General features: G+C 62.2%; 17 protein-coding genes. 14 read left to right on the plus strand and 3 right to left on the minus strand.

Annotated features, from left to right (window positions below; translation table 11 throughout):
* Window position 1: 1 nt before the first annotated feature.
* Window positions 2-1,291 carry a citrate synthase gene (gene gltA, locus RHIBR816_RS0126570; protein ID WP_026187457.1) on the minus strand — a complete coding sequence of 430 codons (1,290 nt, stop codon included), beginning with the start codon at window positions 1,289-1,291 and terminating at the stop codon, window positions 2-4.
* Window positions 1,292-1,607: 316 nt separating this feature from the next.
* Here gltA and RHIBR816_RS0126575 point away from each other — a divergent pair, with 316 nt between their 5' ends.
* The 9 genes from RHIBR816_RS0126575 to exoR all read left to right on the plus strand — a co-directional run bounded on the left by RHIBR816_RS0126575 (window position 1,608) and on the right by exoR (window position 15,207).
* Complete coding sequence (locus tag RHIBR816_RS0126575) at window positions 1,608-4,112, plus strand: ComEC/Rec2 family competence protein (protein WP_026187458.1); 2,505 nt, start codon at window positions 1,608-1,610, stop codon at window positions 4,110-4,112.
* Between the two features lie 203 nt (window positions 4,113-4,315).
* On the plus strand, window positions 4,316-5,272 hold the full coding sequence (gene exbB, locus RHIBR816_RS0126580) for a tonB-system energizer ExbB (protein WP_018239631.1): 957 nt from the start codon (window positions 4,316-4,318) through the stop codon (window positions 5,270-5,272).
* A 5-nt stretch (window positions 5,273-5,277) separates the two neighbouring features.
* Complete coding sequence (exbD, locus tag RHIBR816_RS0126585; RefSeq protein ID WP_018239632.1) at window positions 5,278-5,703, plus strand: TonB system transport protein ExbD; 426 nt, start codon at window positions 5,278-5,280, stop codon at window positions 5,701-5,703.
* A 206-nt stretch (window positions 5,704-5,909) separates the two neighbouring features.
* Window positions 5,910-6,569, plus strand: coding sequence for a protein-L-isoaspartate O-methyltransferase (locus RHIBR816_RS0126590; protein WP_018239633.1), 660 nt, complete (start codon window positions 5,910-5,912; stop codon window positions 6,567-6,569).
* A gap of 277 nt (window positions 6,570-6,846) precedes the next feature.
* Window positions 6,847-8,217: an outer membrane channel protein TolC gene (gene tolC, locus RHIBR816_RS0126595; protein WP_026187459.1), complete on the plus strand. Its 1,371-nt coding sequence runs from the start codon at window positions 6,847-6,849 to the stop codon at window positions 8,215-8,217.
* Between the two features lie 264 nt (window positions 8,218-8,481).
* Entirely contained in the window at window positions 8,482-9,255 is a 774-nt protein-coding gene (locus RHIBR816_RS0126600) for a PopZ family protein (RefSeq protein ID WP_018239635.1), read from the plus strand.
* A 221-nt stretch (window positions 9,256-9,476) separates the two neighbouring features.
* The gene (locus RHIBR816_RS0126605; RefSeq protein WP_018239636.1) at window positions 9,477-12,320 is read left to right on the plus strand and encodes a valine--tRNA ligase; all 2,844 of its coding nucleotides are present in this window, start codon (window positions 9,477-9,479) and stop codon (window positions 12,318-12,320) included.
* Window positions 12,321-12,763: 443 nt separating this feature from the next.
* Window positions 12,764-13,981, plus strand: a complete 1,218-nt coding sequence (locus RHIBR816_RS0126615) for an OmpP1/FadL family transporter (protein ID WP_026187460.1) — start codon at window positions 12,764-12,766, stop codon at window positions 13,979-13,981.
* Window positions 13,982-14,403: 422 nt separating this feature from the next.
* Window positions 14,404-15,207: an exopolysaccharide production regulator ExoR gene (gene exoR, locus RHIBR816_RS0126620; RefSeq protein ID WP_026187461.1), complete on the plus strand. Its 804-nt coding sequence runs from the start codon at window positions 14,404-14,406 to the stop codon at window positions 15,205-15,207.
* A gap of 27 nt (window positions 15,208-15,234) precedes the next feature.
* Here the strand turns inward: exoR and xth are convergent, their stop codons facing one another.
* Window positions 15,235-16,017 carry an exodeoxyribonuclease III gene (gene xth, locus RHIBR816_RS0126625; protein WP_026187462.1) on the minus strand — a complete coding sequence of 261 codons (783 nt, stop codon included), beginning with the start codon at window positions 16,015-16,017 and terminating at the stop codon, window positions 15,235-15,237.
* A 196-nt stretch (window positions 16,018-16,213) separates the two neighbouring features.
* Between xth and RHIBR816_RS0126630 the strand changes: the two genes are divergently transcribed.
* A complete protein-coding gene (locus RHIBR816_RS0126630; protein ID WP_018239640.1) occupies window positions 16,214-17,677 on the plus strand; it encodes a phospholipase D-like domain-containing protein in 1,464 nt (487 codons plus the stop codon).
* Between the two features lie 23 nt (window positions 17,678-17,700).
* Here the strand turns inward: RHIBR816_RS0126630 and erpA are convergent, their stop codons facing one another.
* Window positions 17,701-18,033 carry an iron-sulfur cluster insertion protein ErpA gene (gene erpA / locus RHIBR816_RS0126635; protein WP_018239641.1) on the minus strand — a complete coding sequence of 111 codons (333 nt, stop codon included), beginning with the start codon at window positions 18,031-18,033 and terminating at the stop codon, window positions 17,701-17,703.
* Window positions 18,034-18,226: 193 nt separating this feature from the next.
* On the opposite strand from erpA, the gene RHIBR816_RS0126640 reads away from it, so the two are divergent.
* The 4 genes from RHIBR816_RS0126640 (at window position 18,227) to nagZ (ending at window position 25,439) form a co-directional block, all read left to right on the plus strand.
* A complete protein-coding gene (locus RHIBR816_RS0126640; protein ID WP_018239642.1) occupies window positions 18,227-19,444 on the plus strand; it encodes a deoxyguanosinetriphosphate triphosphohydrolase in 1,218 nt (405 codons plus the stop codon).
* 100 nt (window positions 19,445-19,544) lie between these two features.
* Entirely contained in the window at window positions 19,545-21,305 is a 1,761-nt protein-coding gene (gene argS, locus RHIBR816_RS0126645; RefSeq protein WP_026187463.1) for an arginine--tRNA ligase, read from the plus strand.
* Window positions 21,306-21,368: 63 nt separating this feature from the next.
* A complete protein-coding gene (locus tag RHIBR816_RS0126650) occupies window positions 21,369-24,278 on the plus strand; it encodes an SPOR domain-containing protein (protein ID WP_018239644.1) in 2,910 nt (969 codons plus the stop codon).
* Between the two features lie 144 nt (window positions 24,279-24,422).
* On the plus strand, window positions 24,423-25,439 hold the full coding sequence (gene nagZ / locus RHIBR816_RS0126655; protein WP_026187464.1) for a beta-N-acetylhexosaminidase: 1,017 nt from the start codon (window positions 24,423-24,425) through the stop codon (window positions 25,437-25,439).
* Window positions 25,440-25,447: the final 8 nt, after the last annotated feature.

Consider the following 25,447-nt stretch of genomic DNA (forward strand, 5'->3'; position numbering starts at 1 on the left):
ATCAGCGCTTGGAAATCGGCACGTAGTCGCGAGGCGGTGCGCCGACATAAAGCTGGCGCGGGCGACCGATGCGCTGTTCCGGATCCTCGATCATCTCGTTCCACTGGGCGATCCAGCCGACGGTGCGGGCGAGCGCAAAGAGCACCGTGAACATCGTGGTCGGGAAGCCCAGCGCCTTCAGGGTGATGCCGGAATAGAAGTCGATGTTCGGGTAGAGCTTCTTCTCGATGAAATACTCGTCGGTCAGCGCGATGCGCTCGAGCTCCATCGCCACTTCCAGCAGCGGGTCGTCCTTGTGGCCGAGTTCGGCGAGCACTTCGTGCGTCGTCTTCTGCATGATCTTCGCACGCGGATCATAGTGCTTGTAGACGCGATGACCGAAGCCCATCAGGCGGAACGGGTCGTTCTTGTCCTTTGCCTTGGCGATGTATTCCGGAATGCGATCGACCGTGCCGATCTCGGCGAGCATGTTGAGGGCTGCCTCGTTGGCGCCGCCGTGCGCCGGGCCCCAGAGGCAGGCGATGCCGGCGGCGATGCAGGCGAACGGATTGGCGCCGGACGAGCCGGCAAGGCGGACCGTCGAGGTCGAGGCGTTCTGCTCGTGGTCGGCATGCAGGATGAAGATGCGGTCCATTGCGCGCGAAAGGACCGGGTTTACGACATATTCCTCGCAGGGCACGGCAAAGCACATGCGCAGGAAGTTCGACGCGTAGTCGAGGTCGTTCTTCGGATAAACGAAGGGCTGGCCGATATGGTATTTGTAGGCCATCGCCGCGATCGTCGGCATCTTGGCGATCATGCGCAGCGACGCAACCATGCGCTGATGCGGGTCGGTGATGTCGGTCGAGTCGTGGTAGAAGGCCGACAGCGCGCCGACGCAGCCGCACATGACGGCCATCGGATGGGCGTCGCGACGGAAACCGGTGAAGAACCGCGACATCTGTTCGTGAACCATCGTGTGATGCGTCACGCGATAGTCGAAGTCGTCCTTCTGCGCCTTCGTCGGCAGCTCGCCATAGAGAAGGAGATAGCAGACCTCCAGGAAGTCGCCGTGATCGGCGAGTTGCTCGATCGGGTAGCCGCGGTGGAGCAGCACGCCTTCGTCGCCGTCGATATAGGTGATCTTGGATTCGCACGATGCCGTCGACGTGAAGCCGGGATCGTAGGTGAACATCTTGGTCTGCTTGTAGAGCGAGCCGATGTCGACCACGTCAGGACCGATGGATCCCGATCTCACTGGCAGGTCAGCTGCTTTTCCATCGATTGAGATTGTCGCGCTTGTTCCTGACATGGGACCCTCCGTCTTTTGGCGCTGTGGCACATCGTCCTATGCCACGAAATTAAGCGTTGCGAATTTGCTATATGATTTACTTTCCACTGCCAAGCTGTACGAAAGGCAAATTGTGCGATGCGAAAATGTGCATATGGCGGTGCAACAACCGCATGTTATGGCAATATATCCGCAAAGATCAATGACCGCTAATCTGACGGTGCCGCACGGCAGCCGCATTTCTGCCTATTTTTTCGGCAGCTAGTCTTGCGATTGCAATGGGCTTCCTTTGGTTGCAGGATCGATGCGGGCAGCCAGAAGGGCAGAGCAGGGCGAAATGGGGGAGGGGCAGGGACCGACAGTGATGCGCGACGCGGAGGCGAGCGCATGGCGTCTATCAGGTGCCAAGGCCGTTCTTCATGCAACGGAACTCCCGCAGCTCAAGGCGACCCGCCGCCCTTTGGCGACGTTCGGTCGCCCCTTTTCTACCAGTCGATTTCGGTCTTCGGCTGGCTCCGTCGGTCGCCCCTTTTCTACCAGTCGATTTCGGTCTTCGGCTGGCTCCGTCGCCAATCTTCTGCGCATGCTGCTGCGCGAGGAAGAAGATTTCGGCCATGGATTCGTGTTGATTCCGGTGCTTCTGGCGCTCGGCGCCATCCTGTGGTTTTCGCTCGCGGAAAGCATCGGAATTGCCAAACTCGCAGCGCTGCTTTGCATTTTCGGCATATCTGCGTTGCTATGCCGGGGCAACCTGCGCACCTGGCGGCCTCTGGTGCTTGCACCAACTCTCCTGGTGTCCGGGATGCTGCTCGCCGCGGCCGAAACAGACCGTATCAATACCGTCATCCTTGATGGTCCCGTGACGACGCAGCTGCGCGGGACCGTGCTGTCGCGCGAGCCGGATGACAAGGGGCGCTGGCGCTACCTGGTCGAAATCGAAGAGACCTCCGGACCGAAGCTCCGCAGGCCTCCCGGGAAGGCGACGCTGGTGACGCGCAGTCGTCACGAACCCTTCCCGATTGGCTCAGCCATCGAAGGCAAGGTCCGACTCTCGCCGCCTTCCGGTCCGGCCCTGCCGGATCTCAACGATTTCGCCTTCGATGCTTTTTTCAAGGGCGTGGGTGCCGTCGGCTTTTTCTATGGCGCTCCGCACCGCGCGGTAGACGGCAACGGTGATCTCTCCCTCTCGTTACAGGCGACCGCCCGTTTGGCGGCTTTGCGCGAGGCGGTCGGCAATCGGATTCGGGCGGCGATCGGCGGCGACACCGGCGCCATTGCCGCTGCATTGGTGACCGGTGAGGAACGGGCCATCAGCCGGGAGACCGTCGAGATGCTGCGGGCAGCCGGCCTTTCGCACGTCCTTGCGATTTCGGGGCTCAACATGGTGCTGGCGGCGGGCACCTTTCTCATCGGCGCGCGAACGCTCTTGAGCCTCGTTCCCGGCCTGGCGGCGAAGCGCCCGATCAAGAAGTACGCTGCCGCCGGCGCGCTCATCATGGTCTTTCTCTATATCCTGATTTCCGGCGGCGCAGTGTCGGCCCTCAGGTCCTGGATCATGATCTCGATCATGCTCGTCGCCGTCCTTTTCGATCGCGTCTCCATCAGCCTGCGCAATGTCGCGCTTGCCGCTCTCATCATCATTGCCTGGTCGCCCTCGGCCGTGGCCGGTCCCGGCTTTCAGATGTCCTTCGCTGCCACTCTGGCGCTCGTGGCCGGCTATGCCCGCTGGCGCGACCATCGAATGCGGAAGACGGATGTCGGGACATCCCGCCTGAGCCTGAGCCAAGTATCCAGTCCGATCGTCGCTACGGTCGTGACGTCGCTCATTGGCGGACTTGCGACTGCCGTCTATGCCGCAGCACATTTCCACCGGCTGCCAGCCTATGGGCTGCTGGCCAACGTCCTGACGACGCCGTTGATCGGCATTCTCATCATGCCGTTCGGCCTTTTTGCCATGCTGCTGATGCCCTTTGGGCTCGAATACTATCCCTTGATGGTGATGGCGCAGGGCCTCGATTGGATGCTTGCCGTCGCGCGCTACGTGGCGACGCTCGACGGTGAGTGGATCACCGGTCGCATCGACGTCACAGGCTTCTTCTTGCTCGCTTTCGGCGGGGTGTTGCTATGTGTACTCAGAACCCGTCTCGCATTTGCCGGGGCGGTACTGATCGTTCTGGGCGGGTCATCCATCGCGTTGGAACGCCGGGCGGAACGACCCTCGGTCGTCATATCCGAGGATGGCCAGTTGGTCGGCCTGATCACCGAGGGGGCGATCGCCACGAACAAGGCGCGGCCGCCGGAGTTCATCTTCTCGCAATGGCAACGGGCGCTAGCCCTCGACAGCCACATCGCGCCGGTCGAAACATCTGCCTCGGGCCAGATCGCCCAGGATGGTTCCGGGCGCCCTCGGCGAAATGCCAGAGGCACGCAGCAACCAGTCGACGCTGTGGCAAGCGCCGCCGATGCGGCGAAGGCACTGGCTGCGGCGCAGCCGGGAGCCCTTATGTGCCGCAAGGGCCAATGGTGCGTCGGTCGCAGCCGGGAGGGCTGGGCAGTTGCCGTGCTCGACGCGCCGGAGGTCTTCGCATTGCTGTGCGGCCGGGTCGACCTGGTGGTCGCTGCAACGCGGCGAACCTTGCCGGCCTGTCCCTCAGGCAGGGCCATGGTCGTGACAGGCAGGACATTGCGACGGACCGGTGCCATCGAGATTCATGCCGATCAGACGCAACCCGCGCGCATGCGTGTCGTGACGTCCTTTCCGTCGACGCAAAGGCCGTGGCAGCAGCATCGCCGCTATGATTGGCGCAGCGACAGTTTTTCCTCGGAAGAGGCGGCATTCTAGCGGGAATCGGAGCGCGCCACTCCGTTCCGGCTTTGCCTTGCGACTATTCATGATTATTATACTCCAGAAATCCTTGTCAGCCGAACCCGGTTTGTCGTAAAGAGCCGGCGCGGAAAGCCTGGCAACTTGCCACCGGCGACCTTTGAAATCGATTGCCTGACGCGCAGTAGCCTCCGGCAACGCCCGAGATTATGAGGAACGAGATGTCGAATCGGATCCGACCGACCTTGAACATGTTGCTGGCGGCCACGTTTGCCATTTTCCTTGCCGGTCCCGCCATGGCCCAGACGGCGCCATCGGCGCCGGTGACCGAGCAGACGACGGCCCCGATGCCGGCCGCGGCGGAGGGCAACACCGCTCCCGCTTCCGCAACGACGTCTCCGCCAGCCGCGGGCGTCGCCGTCGCCGGCGAAGGTGCGCCAACCCTTCCGCATGACCTGTCGCCGGTCGGCATGTTCCTCGCCGCCGACGTGGTCGTCAAAAGCGTGATGATCACGCTGGCCCTGGCTTCCGTGGTCACCTGGGCGATTTTCTTCGTCAAGACGCTGGAACTTGCCTATGGAAAGTCGCGGATAAAGCGTGCGGTTCGCGTTCTGACCTCAGCAAAGGGTCTGGCGGACGTGGAACTCGACCGCAGGTCGGGAGCTGCGGCCGCGATGGTTGCTGCCGCAGTCGATGAGATCGCCCGTTCCGAGGCGGTCTTGGATCAAGCACCGGCAGCAGGCGTCAAGGAACGTGTCGCGTCACTTCTCGCCCGCATCGAGATCCGCGCCGGCAAGAGGATGAGCGCAGGCACCGGCATTCTCGCTTCGATCGGCTCGGTCGGTCCCTTCGTCGGCCTGTTCGGCACTGTCTGGGGGATCATGAATTCCTTCATCGGCATCAGCAAGGCGCAGACCACCAATCTGGCGATTGTCGCACCGGGTATCGCCGAAGCCTTGCTGGCAACCGCCATCGGGCTCGTCGCGGCCATACCGGCGGTGGTGATCTACAATTATTTCGCCCGTTCGGTCGGGGGGTACAAGCTCGTCCTGGCCGATGTCGCCGCCGCGGTCGAAAGGCTCGTCAGCCGTGACCTCGACCATCGCCATCTCCGCAAGGCGCAGCCGCGCCGGCAGGACGGCTACGGCGCCGATGCGCCGATCGCCAGGATCGGGTGACGGCCATGGCGGGAAGGATATCCGAAGGCAGCGGCGACCTCGACGAGAACAGCGAGATCAACGTCACGCCGTTTATCGACGTGATGCTGGTGCTGTTGATCATCTTCATGGTGGCCGCGCCACTGGCGACCGTAGACATGAAGGTCGATCTGCCGCAATCGGTCGCCACGCCGACGCCGCGCGACGACAAGCCGGTATTCGTGACGTTGAAGGCTGACCTCTCGCTCGCGATCGGCAATGAGGAGACGGGACGTGACGCCTTCGTGGCGGAACTCGACCGGATCACCAATGCGAACAAGGAAACCCGCGTCCTCATCCGCGCCGACCGGCTGGTCGACTACGGCGAGCTGATGGCAGTCATGAACCTCGTACAGGGAGCGGGCTACGGCAAGATAGCGCTCGTCGGGCTCGAAGCCGCTCCCGGCCGCTGACGGCGCCTGCCGCCCAATCCGATCGCATCCGAGCCGCCAGCCTCACCCGCTGGCGGCTTCCTTTTTGCAGGTCGAATTGCCGCGGTCGCTTGAAACCGGAAGTGCGGCGAATTATGAGCTTAGGCAAGAGGCTGCCACGCAGCCAGGCTAAGATCGCGCGGGGCTCCTGAATGGCGGCGCCGCGCCCCGCTACACGAGGCAGTATTATGAACTTCGAAGCAGCGCGCATTAAGATGGTGGACAATCAGATCCGTACGACGGATGTGACCTCCCATTCGGTTCTGACCGCTTTCCTCTCCGTGCCACGCGAGGAATTCGTGCCAGCGAAGATGAAGGAACTTGCCTATATCGACACGGATATCGCGCTCAGCGGCGGCGCCGCGCCGCGTTACCTCATGGAGCCGTCTCCGCTGGCGAAGCTGCTGCAGCTTGCCCAGATCACCAAGTCGGACGCGGTGCTCGAGATCGGCGCGGGGACGGGTTATGGGTCCGCCTTGCTGTCGCTCATCGCCGGCTCCGTCGTTGCGCTGGAGAGCGACGAATCGCTTGCCGCGGCAGCGACCGAGACGCTGGCTCGTCTCGGCTATGACAATGTCCGGGTAGTGAGCGGCGACCTCACCAAGGGATATGTTGCCGAAGCGCCTTACGGCGTGATCTTTATCAACGGCGCGGTCGAAGCGATTCCGGCATCCCTCTTCGAGCAGCTTCGCGACGGTGCTCGCCTGGTCGCCGTTGAAGGGTTTGGTAACGCATCTCGTGCGAAACTCTATGTGCGCGAATCGGGAAGGACTTCGGAGCGATCCGATTTCAACACCTCCGTGAAGCCGCTGCCTGGCTTCCATCGCGAGCGGTCATTCATTTTCTGAGGAGCCTCTTATTGAGGTATCTCAGCATGCGCGTGCGGGCCTAAATTCTGCAATGTTGCCAATCGGCAACGTATCATGTGTTTCTTTTTGAAATACCCCCCTCGAATGCAGTGCACGGTTGTCGTAAGTTCGAATCCGGGGTTCAAAGTGGTAGGACGTAGTGATTTGCCCGCCGAGGGGTGGCTGGGCGTGTCACTGCATGGATTGAGCAGGTCGCCCACGGGGATCTGGCCTGCTGGAAATTGCCGGGTGCGTGCGCCCGCTGATCGGAGGGAAGATGGTGTCGATTGTCCGCAAAGCAGCCTTGTGGGCGGCTGTTTCGACCAGTGTATTGCTTGCGCCGCACGTCGTGCTCGCCGAGACGATATTCGGGGCGATGGCCGCGGCCTACGGGAACAATCCCGATCTCAACGCCGCGCGCGCCGGCCTTCGCGCCACCGATGAAGGCGTTCCGATCGCCAAGGCCGGCTACCGGCCGCAGATCGGTGCTTCGGCCACCGGTACTCTGACGCGCGTCGATCAGGAGCGAACCGGCAGCCGCGATTTTCATGACGGGCAGGTCGGCATCTCGATTACCCAGACGATCTTCGACGGATTTCAAACCTTGAACAACGTCAGGGCGGCGCAGTCGGACGTGTTCGCCGGCCGGGAGACGCTGAAGGCCAACGAGATCCAGATTCTCCTGGCGGCCGCCCAGTCCTATGCGAATATCGCCCGCGACCAGCAGATCGTCTCCATTCGCCGCCAGAACCTGGCCTTCCTGCGGGAGCAGTTGAATGCCGCTCAGGCCCGCCTTGACGTGGGCGAGGGCACCCGGACGGATGTAAGCCAGGCGGATGCTCAACTTGCCGACGCGCAATCGCTGCTCGTGACCGCGATTGCCCAGTTGAAGCAGAGCGAAGCGGTTTATGTCCAGATCGTCGGCGTCGCTCCGAGGGGCATCCGCCAGTCGGGACCGGCAACGAGGGGCATGCCGCGGTCTCTGGATCAGGCGGTTGCGACGGGCCTGCGGGAGAACCCGCAGATCCTCGCCGCACAATACAACGTCGATTCGGCAGGCTTCCAGGTGAAGTCGGCCGAGGGCACGATGCTGCCGGGCGTCGTTCTTCAGGGATCGGTCACGCGCAACACCGGCAATTCCGGCACAGGCCTCGACGACACCACCGCGAGCGTTACCGCCCGCCTCGAGGTGCCGATCTATCAGGGTGGCGCCGAATACGGTCAGATCCGCCAGGCGAAGGAAGTCCTGGGGCAGCAGCGTATTCTCGTCGATTCGGCGCGTGCCTCGGTGCAGCAGACGGTCGTTTCCGCGTATGCGCAGCTCGAATCTGCCCTGGCGCGGATCACCGCGAGCAGGTCGCAGATTTCGGCCGCGAATCTCGCCCTGGAAGGTGTCATCGAAGAACGCAAGGTTGGCCAGCGCACCACCCTCGACGTGCTCGACTCGCAACAGGATGTCCTGGATGCGCAGGAATCGCTCGCCGCTGCACAGCGCGATGCCGTGGTGGCGAGCTACGCACTGCTTGCGGCCATGGGCAAGCTGACGGTCCAGGTTCAGGGCCTGCAAGTGGCCGAGTATCGTCCGGAGCAGCACTACGAAGCCGTCAAGGACAAGTGGTTCGGCCTGCGGACCGTCGACGGGCGCTGAGGTTACCGCGCCATTTTCCTTGATCCAACTTGGGTTTGAGGAAAGAGATCAGATTGCAGGAAGTATCGCGCGCCGATGGGCTACCATGGGCGCGCGATTTGCGTTCGTTGCTATGGCACCTGCTGCAAAAAACAAATCTGTGCAAGAATTTCCTCAGCTGATTCGCGACATTTGTTTCGTTCGCGGACTCACATAAGGTTCGTTCGAAATCGGCACGCGGACGCGCTCTTGAGTTGCGCTTGTCCGCAGCAAACGAGGATTGAAATGGCACAGCTCAATGTCGCACGAGAACCTTCGATGGATGAGATCCTGGCATCCATTCGCAAGATTATCGAGAACAACGAGCCTGGTCTTGCCGGCGGCGCTGCTGCGCAGACCTTCGAGGATGGCACGGATGAGATCGAATTGACGATCGACTCCGAAATGGGCGCCACCGCATTCGATTTATCCGATCACAGCGCCTCCGCTTCCCCGCCGTCATCGAGCCCGGAGCCGACCGGCGCCGATGCGACCGCATCCTCTTCGTCGCCGCTTTCTCTCGCCGACGTGGCGGCGCGGGTGCGGGCAGCCTCCGAGCGCCACGCGTCGCACTACACCCCGAAGGAGCCGGCAAGCCTCGATCAGGCCGCCGATCCAGCACAGGACAGCCCGATGATCACATCCCGGATGGCGGCGGTTTCGTTCCCGAAAGCGACTGCGACCGTGGCCGGGCCGGCGCCTGATGGGCCCCTGTCGCGCAGCCTTGACGAAGAGCCTGCGCCGGCGGCGCCCGTCTACCCGGCTGCTCCGGAGGCGGCGGGGAAGGTGGACACGACCGGCGGCGCGATCGTTTCATCGGCCGTCAGCCGCCAGGTGGCGCGTGCCTTTGATGATCTGGCGCACGCGGTGGACCACGGACCGAGGCGTTCTTTCGACGAGATTGCCGAGGCCATGCTTCGCCCGATGCTGCAGGAATGGCTCGACGACAATTTGCCGACGCTGGTCGAAAAGCTTGTGCGCGAAGAAATCGAACGGGTCGCACGCGGTCCGCGGCGCTGAACTTTACCCGAATATAGCCGTCCAGAGCCGGAAAGAGTGATGGAGCGCCGCCTTCGGCGCTCAGGTGCGATCGAGCCGTTCAGAGAAAAACCGCCGACGGACACCCTTGAGTTGACGAGTGGAGCCGTGAACATCGCGGCTTTTTCCGTGTTTGTGTTGACTTGCGCGGGCCGTTCCGGTTTACAAAACCCTGACATCAATCTCCAAAATTGGCGCAAAGAATGCTCGATAAGACCTACGATTCCGCATCCGTCGATCCGCGTATTGCCAAGAAGTGGGACGATGAAAACGCGTTTCGTGCCGGCGCCGGCGCCAAGCCGGGCGCCGAGACCTTCTGCATCGTGATTCCGCCGCCGAACGTGACGGGCTCCCTGCACATGGGCCATGCCCTCAACAACACGCTGCAGGATGTCATGGTGCGTTTTGAGCGCATGCGCGGCAAGGATGTCCTCTGGCAGCCGGGCATGGATCATGCCGGCATTGCCACGCAGATGGTCGTCGAGCGGCAACTCGCCGAGCGCCAGCTGCCGGGCCGCCGCGACATGGGACGTGAGGCCTTTATCGACAAGGTCTGGGAATGGAAGGGCGAATCCGGCGGCCTGATCTTCAACCAGTTGAAACGGCTTGGCGCCTCCTGCGACTGGTCGCGCGAGCGCTTCACCATGGACGAGGGACTGTCCGAATCGGTCGTCGAGGTGTTCGTCAGCCTCTACAAGGAAGGCCTTATTTATCGCGACACGCGCCTCGTCAATTGGGATCCGAAGCTGCAGACGGCGATTTCGGACATCGAGGTCGAGCAGGTCGAGGTCAACGGCCATCTCTGGCACCTGCGCTATCCGCTCGAAGAGGGCGTCACCTATCAGCACCCGGTTGGGTTCGACGAAGACGGCAATGCCACCGAATGGGAAACCCGCGACTATCTGGTCGTAGCCACGACACGTCCGGAAACGATGCTCGGTGATACCGGTGTCGCGGTGCATCCGGATGATGCGCGCTACAAGGGGATTGTCGGCAAACACGTCATCCTGCCGATCGTCGGACGCCGCATACCGATCGTCGCCGACGAATACCCGGACCCGACGACCGGCACCGGCGCGGTGAAGATGACGCCGGCCCATGACTTCAACGATTTCGACGTCGGCAAGCGCCGTGGGCTTCGCCAGGTCAACGTTTTGACCGCTGACGGCCGGATCACGATCACCAACAACGAGGACTTCCTCGAGGGCCTCGATCACCCCACAGCGCTCCATGGCGCCTGGGATCAGCTCGAGGGCAAGGACAGGTTCGAGGCCCGCAGGCTGATTGTCGAAATGCTCGAGGCCGCCGGTCTCGTCGACCATATCGAGCCGCACAGGCATGTCGTGCCGCACGGCGACCGCGGCGGCGTGCCGATCGAACCGCGGCTCACCGAGCAATGGTATGTCGACGCAAAGACGATGGCCAAGCCGGCTATCGCCTCCGTCAGGGAAGGACGCACGGCCTTTGTCCCCAAGAACTGGGAAAAGACCTACTTCGAATGGATGGAGAATATCCAGCCCTGGTGCATTTCGCGTCAGCTCTGGTGGGGTCATCAGATCCCGGCCTGGTACGGTCCGGACGGTCAGGTCTTCGTCGAGAAGACGGAAGAAGATGCGCTGCACGCCGCAATTCAGCATTACCTTGCGCATGAAGGACCGATGAAGGCCTATGTCGAGGACCTGCTCGAGAACTTCAAGCCGGGCGAAATCCTGACGCGCGACGAGGATGTGTTGGACACCTGGTTCTCGTCCGCGCTGTGGCCCTTCTCGACGCTCGGCTGGCCGAAGGAGACGCTGGAACTCGAAAAATACTACCAGACCGACGTCCTCGTCACCGGCTTCGACATCATCTTCTTCTGGGTCGCCCGGATGATGATGATGGGCCTGCATTTCATGAAGGACGCCGACGGCACACCCGTCGAGCCGTTCCATACGGTCTACGTCCATGCGCTTGTTCGAGACAAGAACGGGCAGAAGATGTCGAAGTCGAAGGGCAACGTCATCGATCCGCTCGAACTGATCGATGAATATGGTGCCGACGCCCTGCGCTTCACGCTGGCGATCATGGCCGCCCAGGGGCGCGACGTGAAGCTCGATCCGGCCCGCATTGCCGGCTATCGCAACTTCGGCACCAAGCTGTGGAACGCCACGCGTTTTGCCGAGATGAACGGCGCCACGAGCAGCGAGGGCTTCATTCCGGAAGCCGCCTCGCTGACGGTCAACCGTTGGATTCTGACCGAGCTGTCGCGCACGATCCGCGACGTCACCGAGGCGATCGAGGGATATCGGTTCAACGACGCAGCCGGAAGCCTCTACCGTTTCATATGGAACCAGTTCTGCGACTGGTACCTCGAACTGCTGAAGCCGGTCTTCGGCGGCGAGGACGAGGACGCCAAGCGCGAATCGCAGGCTTGCGTCGCCTATGTGCTCGACGAAACCTACAAGCTCTTGCATCCCTTCATGCCCTTCATGACGGAGGAGCTGTGGGAAAAGACCGCCGCCTCAGGGCGCGAGCGCGCGACGCTGCTGTGTCTCGCCGAATGGCCGGGAGCTTTCTACGCGGACGATCTGGCCGCGGATGAAATCAACTGGCTGATCGATCTCGTGTCCGGAATTCGCTCGGTCCGGGCGGAAATGAACGTTCCGCCGGCGGCGATGGCGCCCCTGGTCATCGTCGGCGCCAAGGGCCTGACGAGCGAGCGCCTCGATCGGCATGCCTCCGCGATCAAGCGCCTGGCGAGGGTGGAGAGCATCGAGCACGCGGCGACCGCGCCGCGCGGCAGCGCGCAGATCGTCATCGGCGAGGCAACAGCCTGCCTCCCGCTCGGCAGCCTCATCGATTTGGCGGCCGAGAAATCCCGCCTCGAGAAGGCAATTTCCAAGGTCGAGGTCGAGCGCGAGAGAATTCTCGGCAAACTCGCCAATGAAAAGTTCGTCGCCAACGCCAAGCCGGAGCTGGTCGAAGCGGAACGGGAGCGACTGGCGGAGCTCAACCTGCAGAAGGACTCGCTTGGCGTCGCCCTGACCCGCGTTTCCGAAGCTGGCTAGCCGCTACAGACCTGGCTAAACATGCAGATCCGTGGCGGAAACGCCGCGGATTTTTTCGTCATGGTGCGACTTCGAATCGGTACGCGCGTGGGCGATCATGCGTCAGGTTTGCACGCATGGGTTTTGTCTGGGCTTATTTCGAGGTGGCAGGGGACACAAACATTGCAAAAAGCAATGTTGTTGTCGTGACGTCACACGCTGCTAGATTATTGGAATAATGTTCCTGATCGGGCGGGATTCATATTGTGGAAATGGAAAAAAATTTTTCACTATCCGGAATATGGCCGAATCATGAAATTCTTACGTAAATTTGATGACCGAATCTGTCGGGTTTAACCCTCCGACCACGATTTGCCATTCACAGGATCGTGACGAATATTCAGCCCAAGTGCGGCGGTGCGAGGTCAAAACGCCGCATTCATGAAATGCAGGGGAGGAGCTGGATGGCTCGAAATAGACTGAAAAAGGGGATTCTGGCGGCGGTTGCCGGAATGCTCGTCGCATCGGCTGCGCAGGCTGGGGGGCTCGAACGCAGCGGTTACAATATCGATCTCTTGTTCGATCCATCGGACTATGCGGCGGAAGCGACGGCGACGTATGTCAGTCCGCAACGTGATCTCAAGAACGTAACGGACATCAATGCTGCGAACGGCATCGGCTCCAACGGAATAGGCGGCGGCAGCACGAGCGTTCGGGATACGGAAGACTATTGGGCGCCCCGTGTGGGCGTAAAGGCTGGCTTGGGTGACAGTATTGACTGTATGGCGGACTACTCCCAGCCTTGGGGCGCCCACACCAATCCGGGTAAGAACTGGATGGGTGCAAACGACAATATCGAGACCAAGGTCGAGAGCGACAACTACGCGGCCACCTGCTCCTACAAATGGGATATGGGGCCGGGCTTCGTCCGTCTGATCGGCGGCGCGTTCTACCAGGAGGTCGGTGGTTTCAAGGAACGCCTTGTTGCGCCCGATTTTGCCGTGCCGGGCAACGGCATCGGCCGTCTCGACCTGGAGGGCTCCGGCTGGGGCTGGCGCACCGGTGTCGCCTATGAAATCCCGGAATACGCGATGCGCGCGAGCCTCGTCTATAACAGCGCCGTCGACCTGGATGACCTTTCTGGATCGATCGACCTGAGGCAACTCGGGCTGACAAAGTACGACGTCTCCGGTTCCGCTTCGATGCCGGATTCGCTGGAACTCAAGGTGCAGTCCGGTATCGCTCCTGGATGGCTGGCGTTCGGTTCTGTCAAGTGGACCGATTGGAGCCAGTTGCAGGTCCTCAATTTCTGCCCCGCGACGGTGACGCTGGCTACGCCGTGCACCAGCCTTGATCTGTTGTATCGCGACGGGTGGACCGTAACTGGCGGCATCGGTCACAAGTTCAACGATCAATGGAGCGGCGCGGTCAGCTTGGCCTGGGACCGCGGTACAAGCACCGGCATCGGTACGCAGACAGATACCTGGACGCTCGGTACGGCCGTTTCCTACAGCCCGACGCAGAACATCGAGCTTCGGCTTGCCGGTATCGTGGGCATCATGACCAGCGGCGAGTCCGGTCCGACGACCTACCAGGGACAGGTCTATGGCGACGAAGTTACCTATGACTTCGACAACGACTTCGTCGGCGCAATTTCCACATCGCTAAAAGTCAGGTTCTGATCTCCATCGATCAGCGTCTCAAGGCCCGGTTCTGCCGGGCCTTTTTTTGCCTGGGCGAGGCATCCGGGCCCTTGCTTATAAGCAAGTGCGAATGTGACGATTCAGCAACACATTTATTACTATGCTTTGCTAGTATCCGGCTCGTGTCGAGTATGTCCATTTCCCGCCACAAAATGGGAGCAGCGATAATAGCGACAAACGTGCGAGTGCTGTGTTTGCGTTTGAGGTGAACTGAGTTTGTGTGCCGCCATGACATCCCTTAGCAACTGGCGATTGGCGCCTGGTCGGGCCGACATCGATCACGGCGGAACTGATGCGCGCGGCACGGCGTTGCTGCGAGGGAATGCTCGAACGACACAGGGCATGGTCGGTAGTGGTGGTTGGTTCGGCGTAGCCGGCTGGAACGGAAGAAACTGATTGTGATGCGCGCGGGAGAATACAAGTCGCTTAGGGTGGCGGTACTGGGCATGTCCCTGGCGGTTGGCGCCACCACTGCCGGGCCGGCGCGCGCCTTTGATCCCACCGCGGGCGTGACGAAGGAATCGGGCCCCTTCGCGCTCTTCAAGTTCGGGTTCTCCGCCTACAAGAACGGCCGAAAGGACGAGGCGGTCGAGGCCTATCGCTACGCTGCCGAAAAGGGCCATACGGGATCGCGCTGGGCGCTCGCCAATATGTACGCCTATGGCGACGGGGTCGCCGAGAACGATCTCGAGGCGTTCAAGATCTATAGCGAAATTGCCCAGCAGGGCGTCGAGCCCGGTTCGGAGGATACCGGCTATTTCGTCAACGCGCTGATCGCGCTTGCCGGCTACTACCGCCGCGGCATTCCGGACAGCCCTGTGGCGGCGGACCTGCCGCAGGCGCGTCAGCTGTATTTTCAGGCGGCTTCGACCTTCGGCATCGCCGAGGCGCAGTTCCAGTTGGCGCGAATGCTGCTTTCGGGCGAGGGCGGCTCGGTCAATGTCCAGCAGGCCAAAAAATGGCTGAACCGGGCGCGCAAGAACGGCCATGCCGGGGCCATGGGCGTCTTTGGAAACGTCATTTTCCAGGAGGGTCAGACGGTGCGCGGGCTCGCCTATATGACCGCAGCGCTCGACCAGTGTTCGCCGAAGGACCGGCCATGGCTCCAGTCCATGCAGGAACAGGCCTTCTCCCTCGCGAGCGAGGACGATCGCCGCGTCGCAATCACCATGGCGCAGAACATGCACCCGCAGGCCGACGAGTGATCCTGCCGAACCGGTGCTTGTGACTCCCTAGAAAGAAAATTCCGCGGTCACCGGCACGTGGTCGGATGGCTTTTCCCAGGCGCGGACATGCTTTTCGATCGATGTCGACACGAGCTTGTCGGCTGCCTCGGGCGACAGCATCAGGTGATCGATGCGGATGCCAAAATTCTTCTGCCAGCATCCGGCCTGATAATCCCAGAATGAATAGAGCGGCACTTCGTCCGTCGTCGCGCGTACGGCGTCGGTCAGGCCGAGATTGCGCAGCCGCCGGAAGGCGGCGCGCGTCTCGGGAAGGAAGAGCGCGTCGTTGCGCCAGACATTGACGTCCCAGCAGTCATGGGCTTCGGGAATGACGTTGTAGTCGCCGGCGAGGATCAACGGTTCCTCGAGCGACAGTCTGTCCTTCGCGAAGGCAGCCAGCCGTTGCATCCATCCAAGCTTGTAAGGGTATTTTTCCGTGTCGACCGGATTGCCATTCGGCAGATAGAGGCAGCAGACGCGGATCGCGCCGCCGGCGACGGAGAAGACGCCCTCGATGAACCGTGACTGCTCGTCGGAGACATCGCCCGGCAGTCCGCGGGTGACCTCGTCCGGGCGCAGCTTCGAGAGCAGCGCGACCCCGTTGAATCCCTTCTGTCCGTGCGTTTCGACGTGGTAGCCAAGCGCCTCGATCTCTTCCCTCGGGAATGCATCGTCGACCGACTTGATCTCCTGCAGGCAGGCGATGTCCGGGTTCGATGCCTTGAGCCAGGCAACGAGACCGTCGAACCGCGCCTTGACGCCGTTGATGTTCCAGGTGGCGATCTTCATGGGCCGCATCTGCCTTTCTTTTGTGGTCTCGCGTTGGCGCCGAGTCGTTTTAGCGGCTGAGGTTTCTTTTGACAAATCTCGGGCGGCAGGACGCAACAGCCGCTAAGAAGGCCCATTTCGTTGGGCGTTCGCTGGAAGAAATGCAGCCGCTGGTGGCGGAATTGATTCCTCATTCGGTCCGTCTATAGTCCCGCCCATGATCGCGTTCATCGAGAATTATTGGCCGCATTTCCTGGCGCTCCTGTCCTTCGCGCTGGGCGTGCCGGCGATCATCCATGCGGCCATGACGAAGGACGATGTCCGCGCCGCCGCCGGCTGGGTCGGCGTCGTCCTCCTTTCGCCGGTGATCGGGGCTGTGATCTATGCGGTCGCCGGCATCAACCGCATTCGCCGCTCCTCGATCGGCTTGCAGCGCTCGCTGCTGCGCACGAGCGGTCCGGACCCGTTTCTCGGTTCCGATGTCACGGACGAGAACGTTGCGGTCCGCTTCGGACAGCGATTCGCGGCGATGAAGATCCTTGGCGACCGGGTGTCGCGCTTTTCGATGTCGACCGGCAATCACATCGCCATGCTGGAGGGCGGCGACGAGGTATATGGTGCGATGCTCGAGGCGATTGCCGGCGCAAGCCGCAGCATCCTCTTCGAAAGCTATATCTTCGATCGCGATCAGATCGGGCTTCGCTTTGCCGATGCGTTGATCGCCGCGGTCAAGCGCGGCGTCAGCGTCCGGGTCCTGATCGACGCGGTTGGGGCTCGCTATTCCGTGCCGAGCATCGTCAGCTATCTGCAGGAAGGAGGGGTCACGACCGCGGTCTTCAACGGCAACATCATCATGGGCCTCAGGCTGCCCTACGCCAATCTGCGCACGCACCGAAAGATCGTCGTCGTTGACGGCGCAGTGGCCTTTACCGGCGGCATGAACATCCGTGCGGGCTTCGCGACCGAGATCGCAGGCACTGCCGCTTCGTTCGATACTCATTTTCGCGTGACCGGACCGATCGTCGCCGACATATTCCAGGTGGGGGCGGAAGACTGGCAGTTCTCGAGCGGCGAGTTGCTGGCGGGCGAAGCCTGGCGGCTGGCCGATATCGAGGAGCGCGGCGATGCGCCCTCGGTGCTGATGCGAGCGGTTCCCTCGGGGCCCGACAGCACGAATGAAACCAACCACAAGATGCTGATGGGGGCCTTCTCGATCGCGCGCCGACACATCCGGGTGATGTCGCCCTATTTCCTCCCGGACAGGGAATTGATCAGCGCGCTGGTGACGGCGGCACGGAGAGGCGTCGAAGTCGACATCATCGTGCCGGCGGTCAACAACCTCACCCTTGTGGACCGCGCAATGACAGCGCAATTCGATCAGGTGCTGGAAGGCCATTGCCGCGTGTGGCGTGCGAAAGGAAGCTTCAACCACTCCAAGCTGATCGTCGTCGACGGTCTTTGGTCCTATGTCGGATCGAGCAATCTCGATCCGCGCTCGCTCCGCCTCAATTTCGAATTCGATCTGGAGGTTCTCGACGACGCCCTTGCGCAGGCGATCAGCGAAAAGATCTGCACGGTCCGCGGGACGGCCGCCGAGGTGACGCTGGCGAGCCTCGAGGCGGAGCCCTTGCTCAACCGTCTGGCGAATCGCCTGCTTTGGCTCGGTTCGCCCTATCTTTAGAGATGGATGAAGCGTGAGGTCGTCTAGACCGAGAAGCTTGTTCCGCAGCCGCAACTTGCAACGGCATTCGGATTCTTGATCTGAAAGGATTGGCCGAGCAGGTTGTCGACGAAGTCGATTTCCGAGCCGCCCATATAGACCAGCGAGAGGCTGTCGATCAGCACTTTGGCATTGCCCTTTTCGAGCACGAGATCGTCATCGTTCTCCGTGTCCACCAGATCGAACTTGTAGGAGAATCCGGAGCAGCCGCCGCCTTCGACAGAGACACGCATCGCGGTCTTGTCGTGCTCGGTCTGAAGGATGGTGGCGATGCGCCGGGCGGCCGCATCCGAAAGGGTCACTGTTTCTTGCATCATGTCTGGCCTCCTGCCGGGGTCAAGAACCGGAGAGATTCGTGTGCGTCCTGACGTTACAATTGCTGGGCTTGAGAAGCGAATCTCGGGTTTCCCATTGATTTCAGCGGTCATTCCCTCGTCGCTTTCTTGCAACGCATACTATAGGTATGAAGGCTTGAATGTCCCGTCAATGGGACGGCATCGCAGGTGTGAAATGGCTTTCGACAGACAGGCCCTGGGCTTCGGTTATGGTGAGCACGCAGCTTTTGCGTCCAATCCCGCGGCGACGCGCGGCAGGCTCTATGCCGAAGCCTCCAGCCCGACGCGTTCCGACTTTCAGCGCGACCGCGACCGCATCGTCCATACGACCGCGTTCCGTCGCCTGAAGCACAAGACGCAGGTGTTCATTGCCGCCGACGGCGACCACTACCGCACCCGGCTCACGCACACGATCGAAGTCGCGCAGATCGCGCGCGCCCTGGCACGGGCGTTGAAGCTTGACGAGGATCTGGCCGAGGGGGTGGCGCTCGTCCACGACTTCGGCCACACGCCATTCGGACATACCGGCGAAGATGCGCTGCACGACGTGCTGAAGCCCTATGGCGGCTTCGACCACAATGCCCAGTCGCTGCGGATCGTCACAAAGCTCGAACGCCGCTACGCGGAATTCGACGGCTTGAATCTCACCTGGGAGAGTCTCGAGGGCCTGGTCAAGCACAACGGGCCGCTGATGACGCCGGAAGGCGAGGGCACCCGAGGCCCGGTGCCGCAGCCGATTCTGGACTACTGTGCCGTCCACGATCTCGAACTGGCGAGTTTCGCGAGCCTCGAAGCCCAGGTCGCCGCGATCTCCGACGATATCGCCTATAACACCCATGACATCGACGACGGCTTGCGTGCCGGCTACCTCACTTTCGAGATGCTTGAGGAGGTTCCGTTCCTGGGCCGCTTGATGCGCGAGGTGCACGACCGCTACCCGGGCCTCGAACGCAGTCGCTTCACCCATGAGATCATGCGGCGCCAGATCACCGCGATGGTCGAGGACGTCATCGGCGTCGCCCAGACGGGTCTGCGCGAGGTTCGCCCCGACAGTGCGAGCGATGTGCGCAAGGCCGGCAGGGTCATCGCGACCTTCTCCGAGGCGATGAGCGAGACCGACCGGCAGATCAAGAACCTGTTGATGACGCGTATCTATCGTCACCCGGAGGTCATGCGCGTGCGCCAGGCAGCGGCCTCGATCGTCACCGACCTCTACCGCGCGTTCATGGCCGACCCGCTCTTGATGAAGGAGCATTACTGGATCGACCAGATCGCCGGGATGGCCGAGCCGGCAAGAGCGCGTCATGTGGGAGACTATCTCGCCGGGATGACCGATACCTTCGCGATCAGCGTGCACCGGCGTTTGTTTGACCACACGCCGGATTTGCGGTAGTGACGCGCCGCGCGGAGGCTGCAGGTTCCCCACGGGACCCGGCCTCCTTTTATAGTTTTGCGCCATTCTCCAGTTGGACTGGAAAGAGCGGATGGATCAGATGAACCTTTTCACAGACTTCGAATCAAGAATTAAAAACATTCTGGAATCACTTGATATCGTTCGTGAAAAGCGATCCGACATTGACTTTGGGCGCGTTAACATAGAGCCGCCGCGCGATGCGAGCCACGGCGACGTCGCGACCAATGCAGCAATGGTTCTCGCCAAATCGCTGGGCACCAACCCGCGCGCCCTGGCCGACCTCATCGTCGAGAGGCTGCGCCAGGATCCCGAAGTGGCGGACGTCTCCGTCGCCGGCCCGGGGTTCATCAATGTCAAGCTGTCGGTCTCCTATTGGCAGAAGCTCCTCTCGACGATGGTGCGGGCAGGAACGGATTTCGGACGCAGCACCGTTGGCGCCGGGCGGAAGGTGAACGTCGAATATGTATCGGCGAATCCGACGGGTCCGATGCATGTCGGCCATTGCCGTGGCGCCGTTGTCGGCGACGCTCTGGCCAATCTGCTGGCCTTCGCCGGCTATGACGTTGCCAAGGAGTACTACATCAACGACGCGGGGTCGCAGATCGACGTGCTCGCCCGCTCGGCATTCCTGCGCTACCGGCAGGCGCTCGGCGAGGAAATCGGCGAAATCCCGGCCGGGCTTTATCCCGGTGATTACCTGGTGCCCGTCGGCGAGGCACTTGCCGACGAATTCGGCACGAGCCTGCGGATCATGCCGGAAGACCGGTGGATGCCACTCGTCAAGGAACGCGTCATCGACGCGATGATGGCGATGATCCGCGAAGATCTGGCCGCGCTCAACGTCAATCACGATGTCTTCTTCTCCGAACGGATGCTGCACGACAATGGCGCGGCGCGGATTCGCACGGCGATCAACGACCTGACCTTCAAAGGGCATGTCTACATAGGCACGCTGCCGCCGCCGAAGGGGCAACTGCCGGAAGATTGGGAGGACCGCGAACAGACGCTCTTCCGTTCGACCGAGGTGGGCGACGACATCGACAGGCCGCTCATCAAGTCGGATGGCAGCTATACTTACTTCGCTGCCGACGTCGCCTATTTCAAGGACAAGTTCGACCGTGGCTTCCATGAGATGATCTACGTGCTCGGCGCCGACCACGGCGGCTACGTGAAGCGCCTGGAGGCGCTGGCGCGGGCAATATCCGAAGGGACGGCGAAGCTGACGGTGCTGCTGTGCCAGCTCGTCAAGCTCTACCGGAACGGCGAACCGGTGAAGATGTCGAAGCGCTCGGGCGACTTCGTGACGCTACGCGACGTGGTCGACGAGGTCGGTCGCGATCCGGTCCGGTTCATGATGCTCTACCGGAAGAATTCGGAGCCGCTCGACTTCGACTTTGCTAAGGTGACGGAACAGTCGAAGGACAATCCGGTCTTTTACGTACAGTATGCGCATGCGCGTTGCTGCTCGGTATTTCGCCAGGCGAAAGAAGCGTTTCCTGATCTTGATTTGTCTTCGATCGATCTTGCCGGCGCTGTGATCGGGGCAATCGTCGATCCTGCCGAGCTGCAGCTCGTTGCCAAGCTCGCAGAATATCCGCGCGTCATCGAGGCTGCAGCACTCTCGCAGGAACCTCACCGGATCGCTTTTTACCTCTATGATCTTGCTGCGGCCTTCCACGCACTCTGGAACAAAGGTAAAGAAAATCCAGAATTACGTTTTGTTAACGATAAGAACAGAGAATTGAGCATTGCCAGACTCGGGCTGGTGCATGCTGTCGCCTCGGTATTGAGGTCGGGTTTGTCCGTTACGGGCACCTCGGCGCCGGAAGAGATGCGGTAAGTAGTGTCACCATTTCCCCACAATGCGCTGGCAATTCAACGCAGGCAGTTGTGAGTGGAAACTATGGCAGACAAACAATTCGCACGAAGCGGGCCGGCAGAATTCGACAAATTGGCCGATGATGATCCGTTGAGCGAACTTGCCCGCATTGTCGGTTACGATGCTCGGCCAGCAGTTCAGCAATTGCAGGAATTGCAGCGGCACCAGGAGGCGATCCGACGCGATCCGACCTTTGATCTTGAAGACGAACTGCTGCGCGCCTTCGACAGCTACGACGCCCCACGCGCAGCGCCGGTTCATCCCGACACCGGGCTTGTCGAGCACCCGGCTGCCAACGCCGCGGCCGACTCGCCCGCCGAGCCTGTTCTGGAAATCCAGGAGCCTGTCGCGCCGGCCGTCGAACCCGCCGACGAGGTAGCTCCCGAGTCGGAAGCCTACGCGCCAGCTTTCGATGAGGGCCACGTCTCGAACGACCATGAGCCTGAAGCCGTTGTGGCGCAGGACCTCGATCCCGCAGTTGATCTCGAGCGCGAACTCGAGCTTTCGCTTGGCTACGAAGATTTGTCGGCGGAACCTGTGCCTGTCGATTCAGTGGCGCAATCCAATGTTCAGGCCGACACGTCGGAGCTTCCGGCTTTCGAAGACTGGCAGGAGCCGCTTGCCTCCAGGCTCGCTGCGGCTGGAAAAGCTGCCGAGCAGGCCGCGATCGCGGAGCCGGTGTACCTGGACATGGCCGAGCCGGATCAGCCGCAGGAGGCGGCGCTCACCGAGGCGATCGCAGCGCATGTGTCGCCGGCCATGCCGTCTGAGACTGCGGCGACCGACCAGGTCGATCGCCTGCTGGCTGATGTCGAGCGCTTCCCGGTCATTCCGGTCGTCCCGGCCGCAGCAGTCACGGCCACAGCCGCCGCGCAGGCGAGACCCTCGGTGGTCTCCGCTCCCGTCGCGAGGAAGAATACCTATCCTTTCACGCCGACGTTCAGCCGCGCGACGCCGGTCGCGTCAACGTCCGGCACGTCACAGCAGAGGGCCTTCGCCAGTCCGATACAGGCGCCGTCAGCGGTGAAAGCGCCGGTCGCTCCGGTCGTCCCGCCTGTGGCACCTGCCGAACCGGCACTCCAGATCACGCAAGACACGCTGCGGCAAGCCGAGGCAGAGCCGAGTTTCGATCTCGATGATTTCGAACTCGAACTGGCCGACATCGCGTTGGAGATGGATCTGTCGAAAGACGATGCGCCGAAGGTGGCTGCAGATGTGGCGCCGGTCGTAGCGCATCCCGCGCTGGTCGAGCCCGCTCATCAGCCGTTCCTGCAGGCGCTCGCTCCGGCGAGCGAACCGAAGCCGCAGCGTGAACAGGTGCAGGCATCCGTGGTCGCTCCTGTTTCAGCGGTCGCGGAGGCCGAGGAGACATCATCGGAGAGCCCGCTGCCCTTTGATCCCGCCATGATCGGCGAGATGGAAAGCGGTGTCGCACCGATCGCCGATCTCGATGTCCCGCAACTGCCGTCGCTGGAGGCCGAGGTCAAGCCGGCTGCCTACCCGAGCGATTTCGACCTGGATATCGACGCGGAAATGGCGCAGCTTTTCGGCACACCGGCGCCGGTCGCAAAGGGCACAGGCGCCAGCCAGGCCGGGCCAGTAGCCGCGGCTCATGCCGGATCGGCTGGCAATGGAGGCGCGCCGCTCGCTTCGCTCAACGATTTCGACGAGTTCGAGAAAGCGATGGAAGAGGACTTCCAGCGTTCGATGTCTGAGCGCCGAAACGCGGCCCAAGACGCCGAGCGAGTGGCGGCAATGCCGCGGGCCGAAGCCATCGACTTTGCCGAGCAGGGCTACGGTCGCCGCTCGTCGCGCACGATGCTGCTCGCCGCGAGCGTCGCCGGGGTCATAATTCTCGGGGGTGCCGCCGTTTACGCCTGGATGGGCGGCAGCAGCGCGGTGCTGTCCGGCGACGGTCCCAAAATCATCCTCGCCGACAAGGACCCCGTAAAAGTCGTTCCGGAGCAAAAGGGCGGCAAAACGGTGCCGAACCAGAATAAGGCCGTCTACGATCGCGTGGCGGGTGACCAGAGTAGCGCGCCACGTCAGGAGGCCCTTGTCTCCTCGACGGAAGAACCGATGGACGTGGTCCAGAAGACGCTGACGCCCGAGACTCTGCCGCTGGAAGGCAGTAGCGATGGAGATGCTCTGCCGGGTGTGTCAGCGCCCGAAGAGGAAGAAGTCGCACGTCTGACGCCCGATGCACCTGCGGAGAATGGTGCCGTCGAGGAAGACAGCGCTCCGGCCGTCGCGCCGCGCAAGGTCCGGACGATGATCGTCAAGCCGGATGGGACGCTTGTCCCGCGTGAGGAGCCGGCGGCAGAAGCCACGGCTGCGGCCGTAGCCCAGCCCATTCCAGCCAGCGCTTCGGCGGAAGCCGGCGCTTCCGGCTCCCAGGGCAAGGCGGCAGTCGCTGTTGCCGCAACCGACCTGCGAGCCGCCGAAGAGCCGGCCGCTCCTGCCGAGAAGGTCGCGCTTGCGGCACCGAGCGAACCCGCTCTGGGCGAGGTTGCTCCTGTCCGCAACGTCAAGACGACGGCCGTCGGCAGCGAACCGGTCCCGCAGACGCGGCCCGCGACCGAAGCTCCGGCAGCCAAGGCACCGGAAGCCAAGACACCGGAAGGTCAGGCGGCGACGGAAACGGCGGCTGTACAGCCCACCGCGCCGCTCGCGACCGCATCGGTTCCGGCCGGCAGCTACGTCGTCCAGATTGCCTCTCTGCCTTCCGAGGCCGAGGCGCAGAAAAGCTACAATAGCCTCGCAGCGAAGTTCGCGAGCGTCATTGGTGGTCGCGGCGTGGATATCCGCAAGGCGGAAATTGCCGGCAAGGGTACCTACTACCGCGTCAGGATACCGGCCGGTTCGCGGGACGAAGCGAATTCGCTTTGCTCGCGCTACAAGAGCGCCGGCGGAAGCTGCCTTGTGACGAAGTAGCCTCAGAAACGGTTCGAGAAGTGGAACGGGCGCGGCAGGGATGTCGCGCCCGCTTTCTTTAAGGCAGGCGTTTGCCTGTGCATGGAGATGTCGGGCGTCGGTTTGCCGCTTCGCGGTTCGGCCGCAGGACACTATGATCCACGTATGAGCGAATCAAAGGCATTCATCTCGGGCTGCAAAGGCCTTTCCCTGACGGCGGACGAGCGCAGTTTCTTCGCCGGCGAACGCCCCTGGGGCTTCATTCTCTTCGGCCGCAACATCGGTGAGAGAGAGCAGATCTGCGATCTCGTCGCGGCTCTGCGGGACAGCGTCGGCAATCCGAAAGCGCCCGTCCTGATCGATCAGGAGGGCGGTCGTGTGCAGCGCATTCGGCCGCCGCTCGTGCAGCAGTATCCGAGCGGTGCTGCGATCGGGGAGCTCTACCGAAGCGACGAACAGATGGGGCTGCGCGCAGCCTGGCTGCTTGGGCGCCTGCATGCGTTCGATCTCATGCGCTTCGGCATCACCGTGGATTGTCTGCCGGTTCTCGACGTTCCGGTGCCCGGCAGCCATGACGTCATCGGCAACCGGGCTTACGGACACGACCCGGCGATCGTGACGACGATCGGCCGTGCGCTGAGCGAGGGCCTGAAGGCGGGCGGCATGCTACCGGTCATGAAGCACATGCCGGGCCATGGCCGCACCTTCGTGGATTCGCATCACAATCTGCCGGTGGTCAACGCCTCGTTGGAAGAACTGAAGCGAGTCGACTTCCAGCCTTTCGCTGACATGAAGGACGAGGCGATGGCCATGTCGGCGCATATGGTCTTCACCGCGATCGATCCGGACAATCCGGCGACGACGTCTCCGAGGGTCGTGCAGGAGATCATCCGCGACTATATCGGCTTCGACGGCCTGTTGATGTCCGACGACGTTTCCATGAACGCGCTTGCCGGGGATATGACGGCCCGCGCCCGCGGGATTATCGGCGCAGGGCTCGATCTCGTCTTGCATTGTCACGGCATTATGGAAGAAATGAAGGCCGTCGCCGATGTCGTGCCGGTCCTTTCGGGCGATCGGCTGCGGCGGGCCAAAGCGGCTGAGGCCGCCTTCCGGCAGCCGGATGCTTCGGACGAAGACATATTGCGAGCGGAGTTCAATGCGATGTTCGCGCTCGCCTAGCGCATCGG

The sequence above is a fragment of the Ensifer sp. BR816 genome, from assembly GCF_000378985.1.
Lineage (GTDB): Bacteria > Pseudomonadota > Alphaproteobacteria > Rhizobiales > Rhizobiaceae > Sinorhizobium.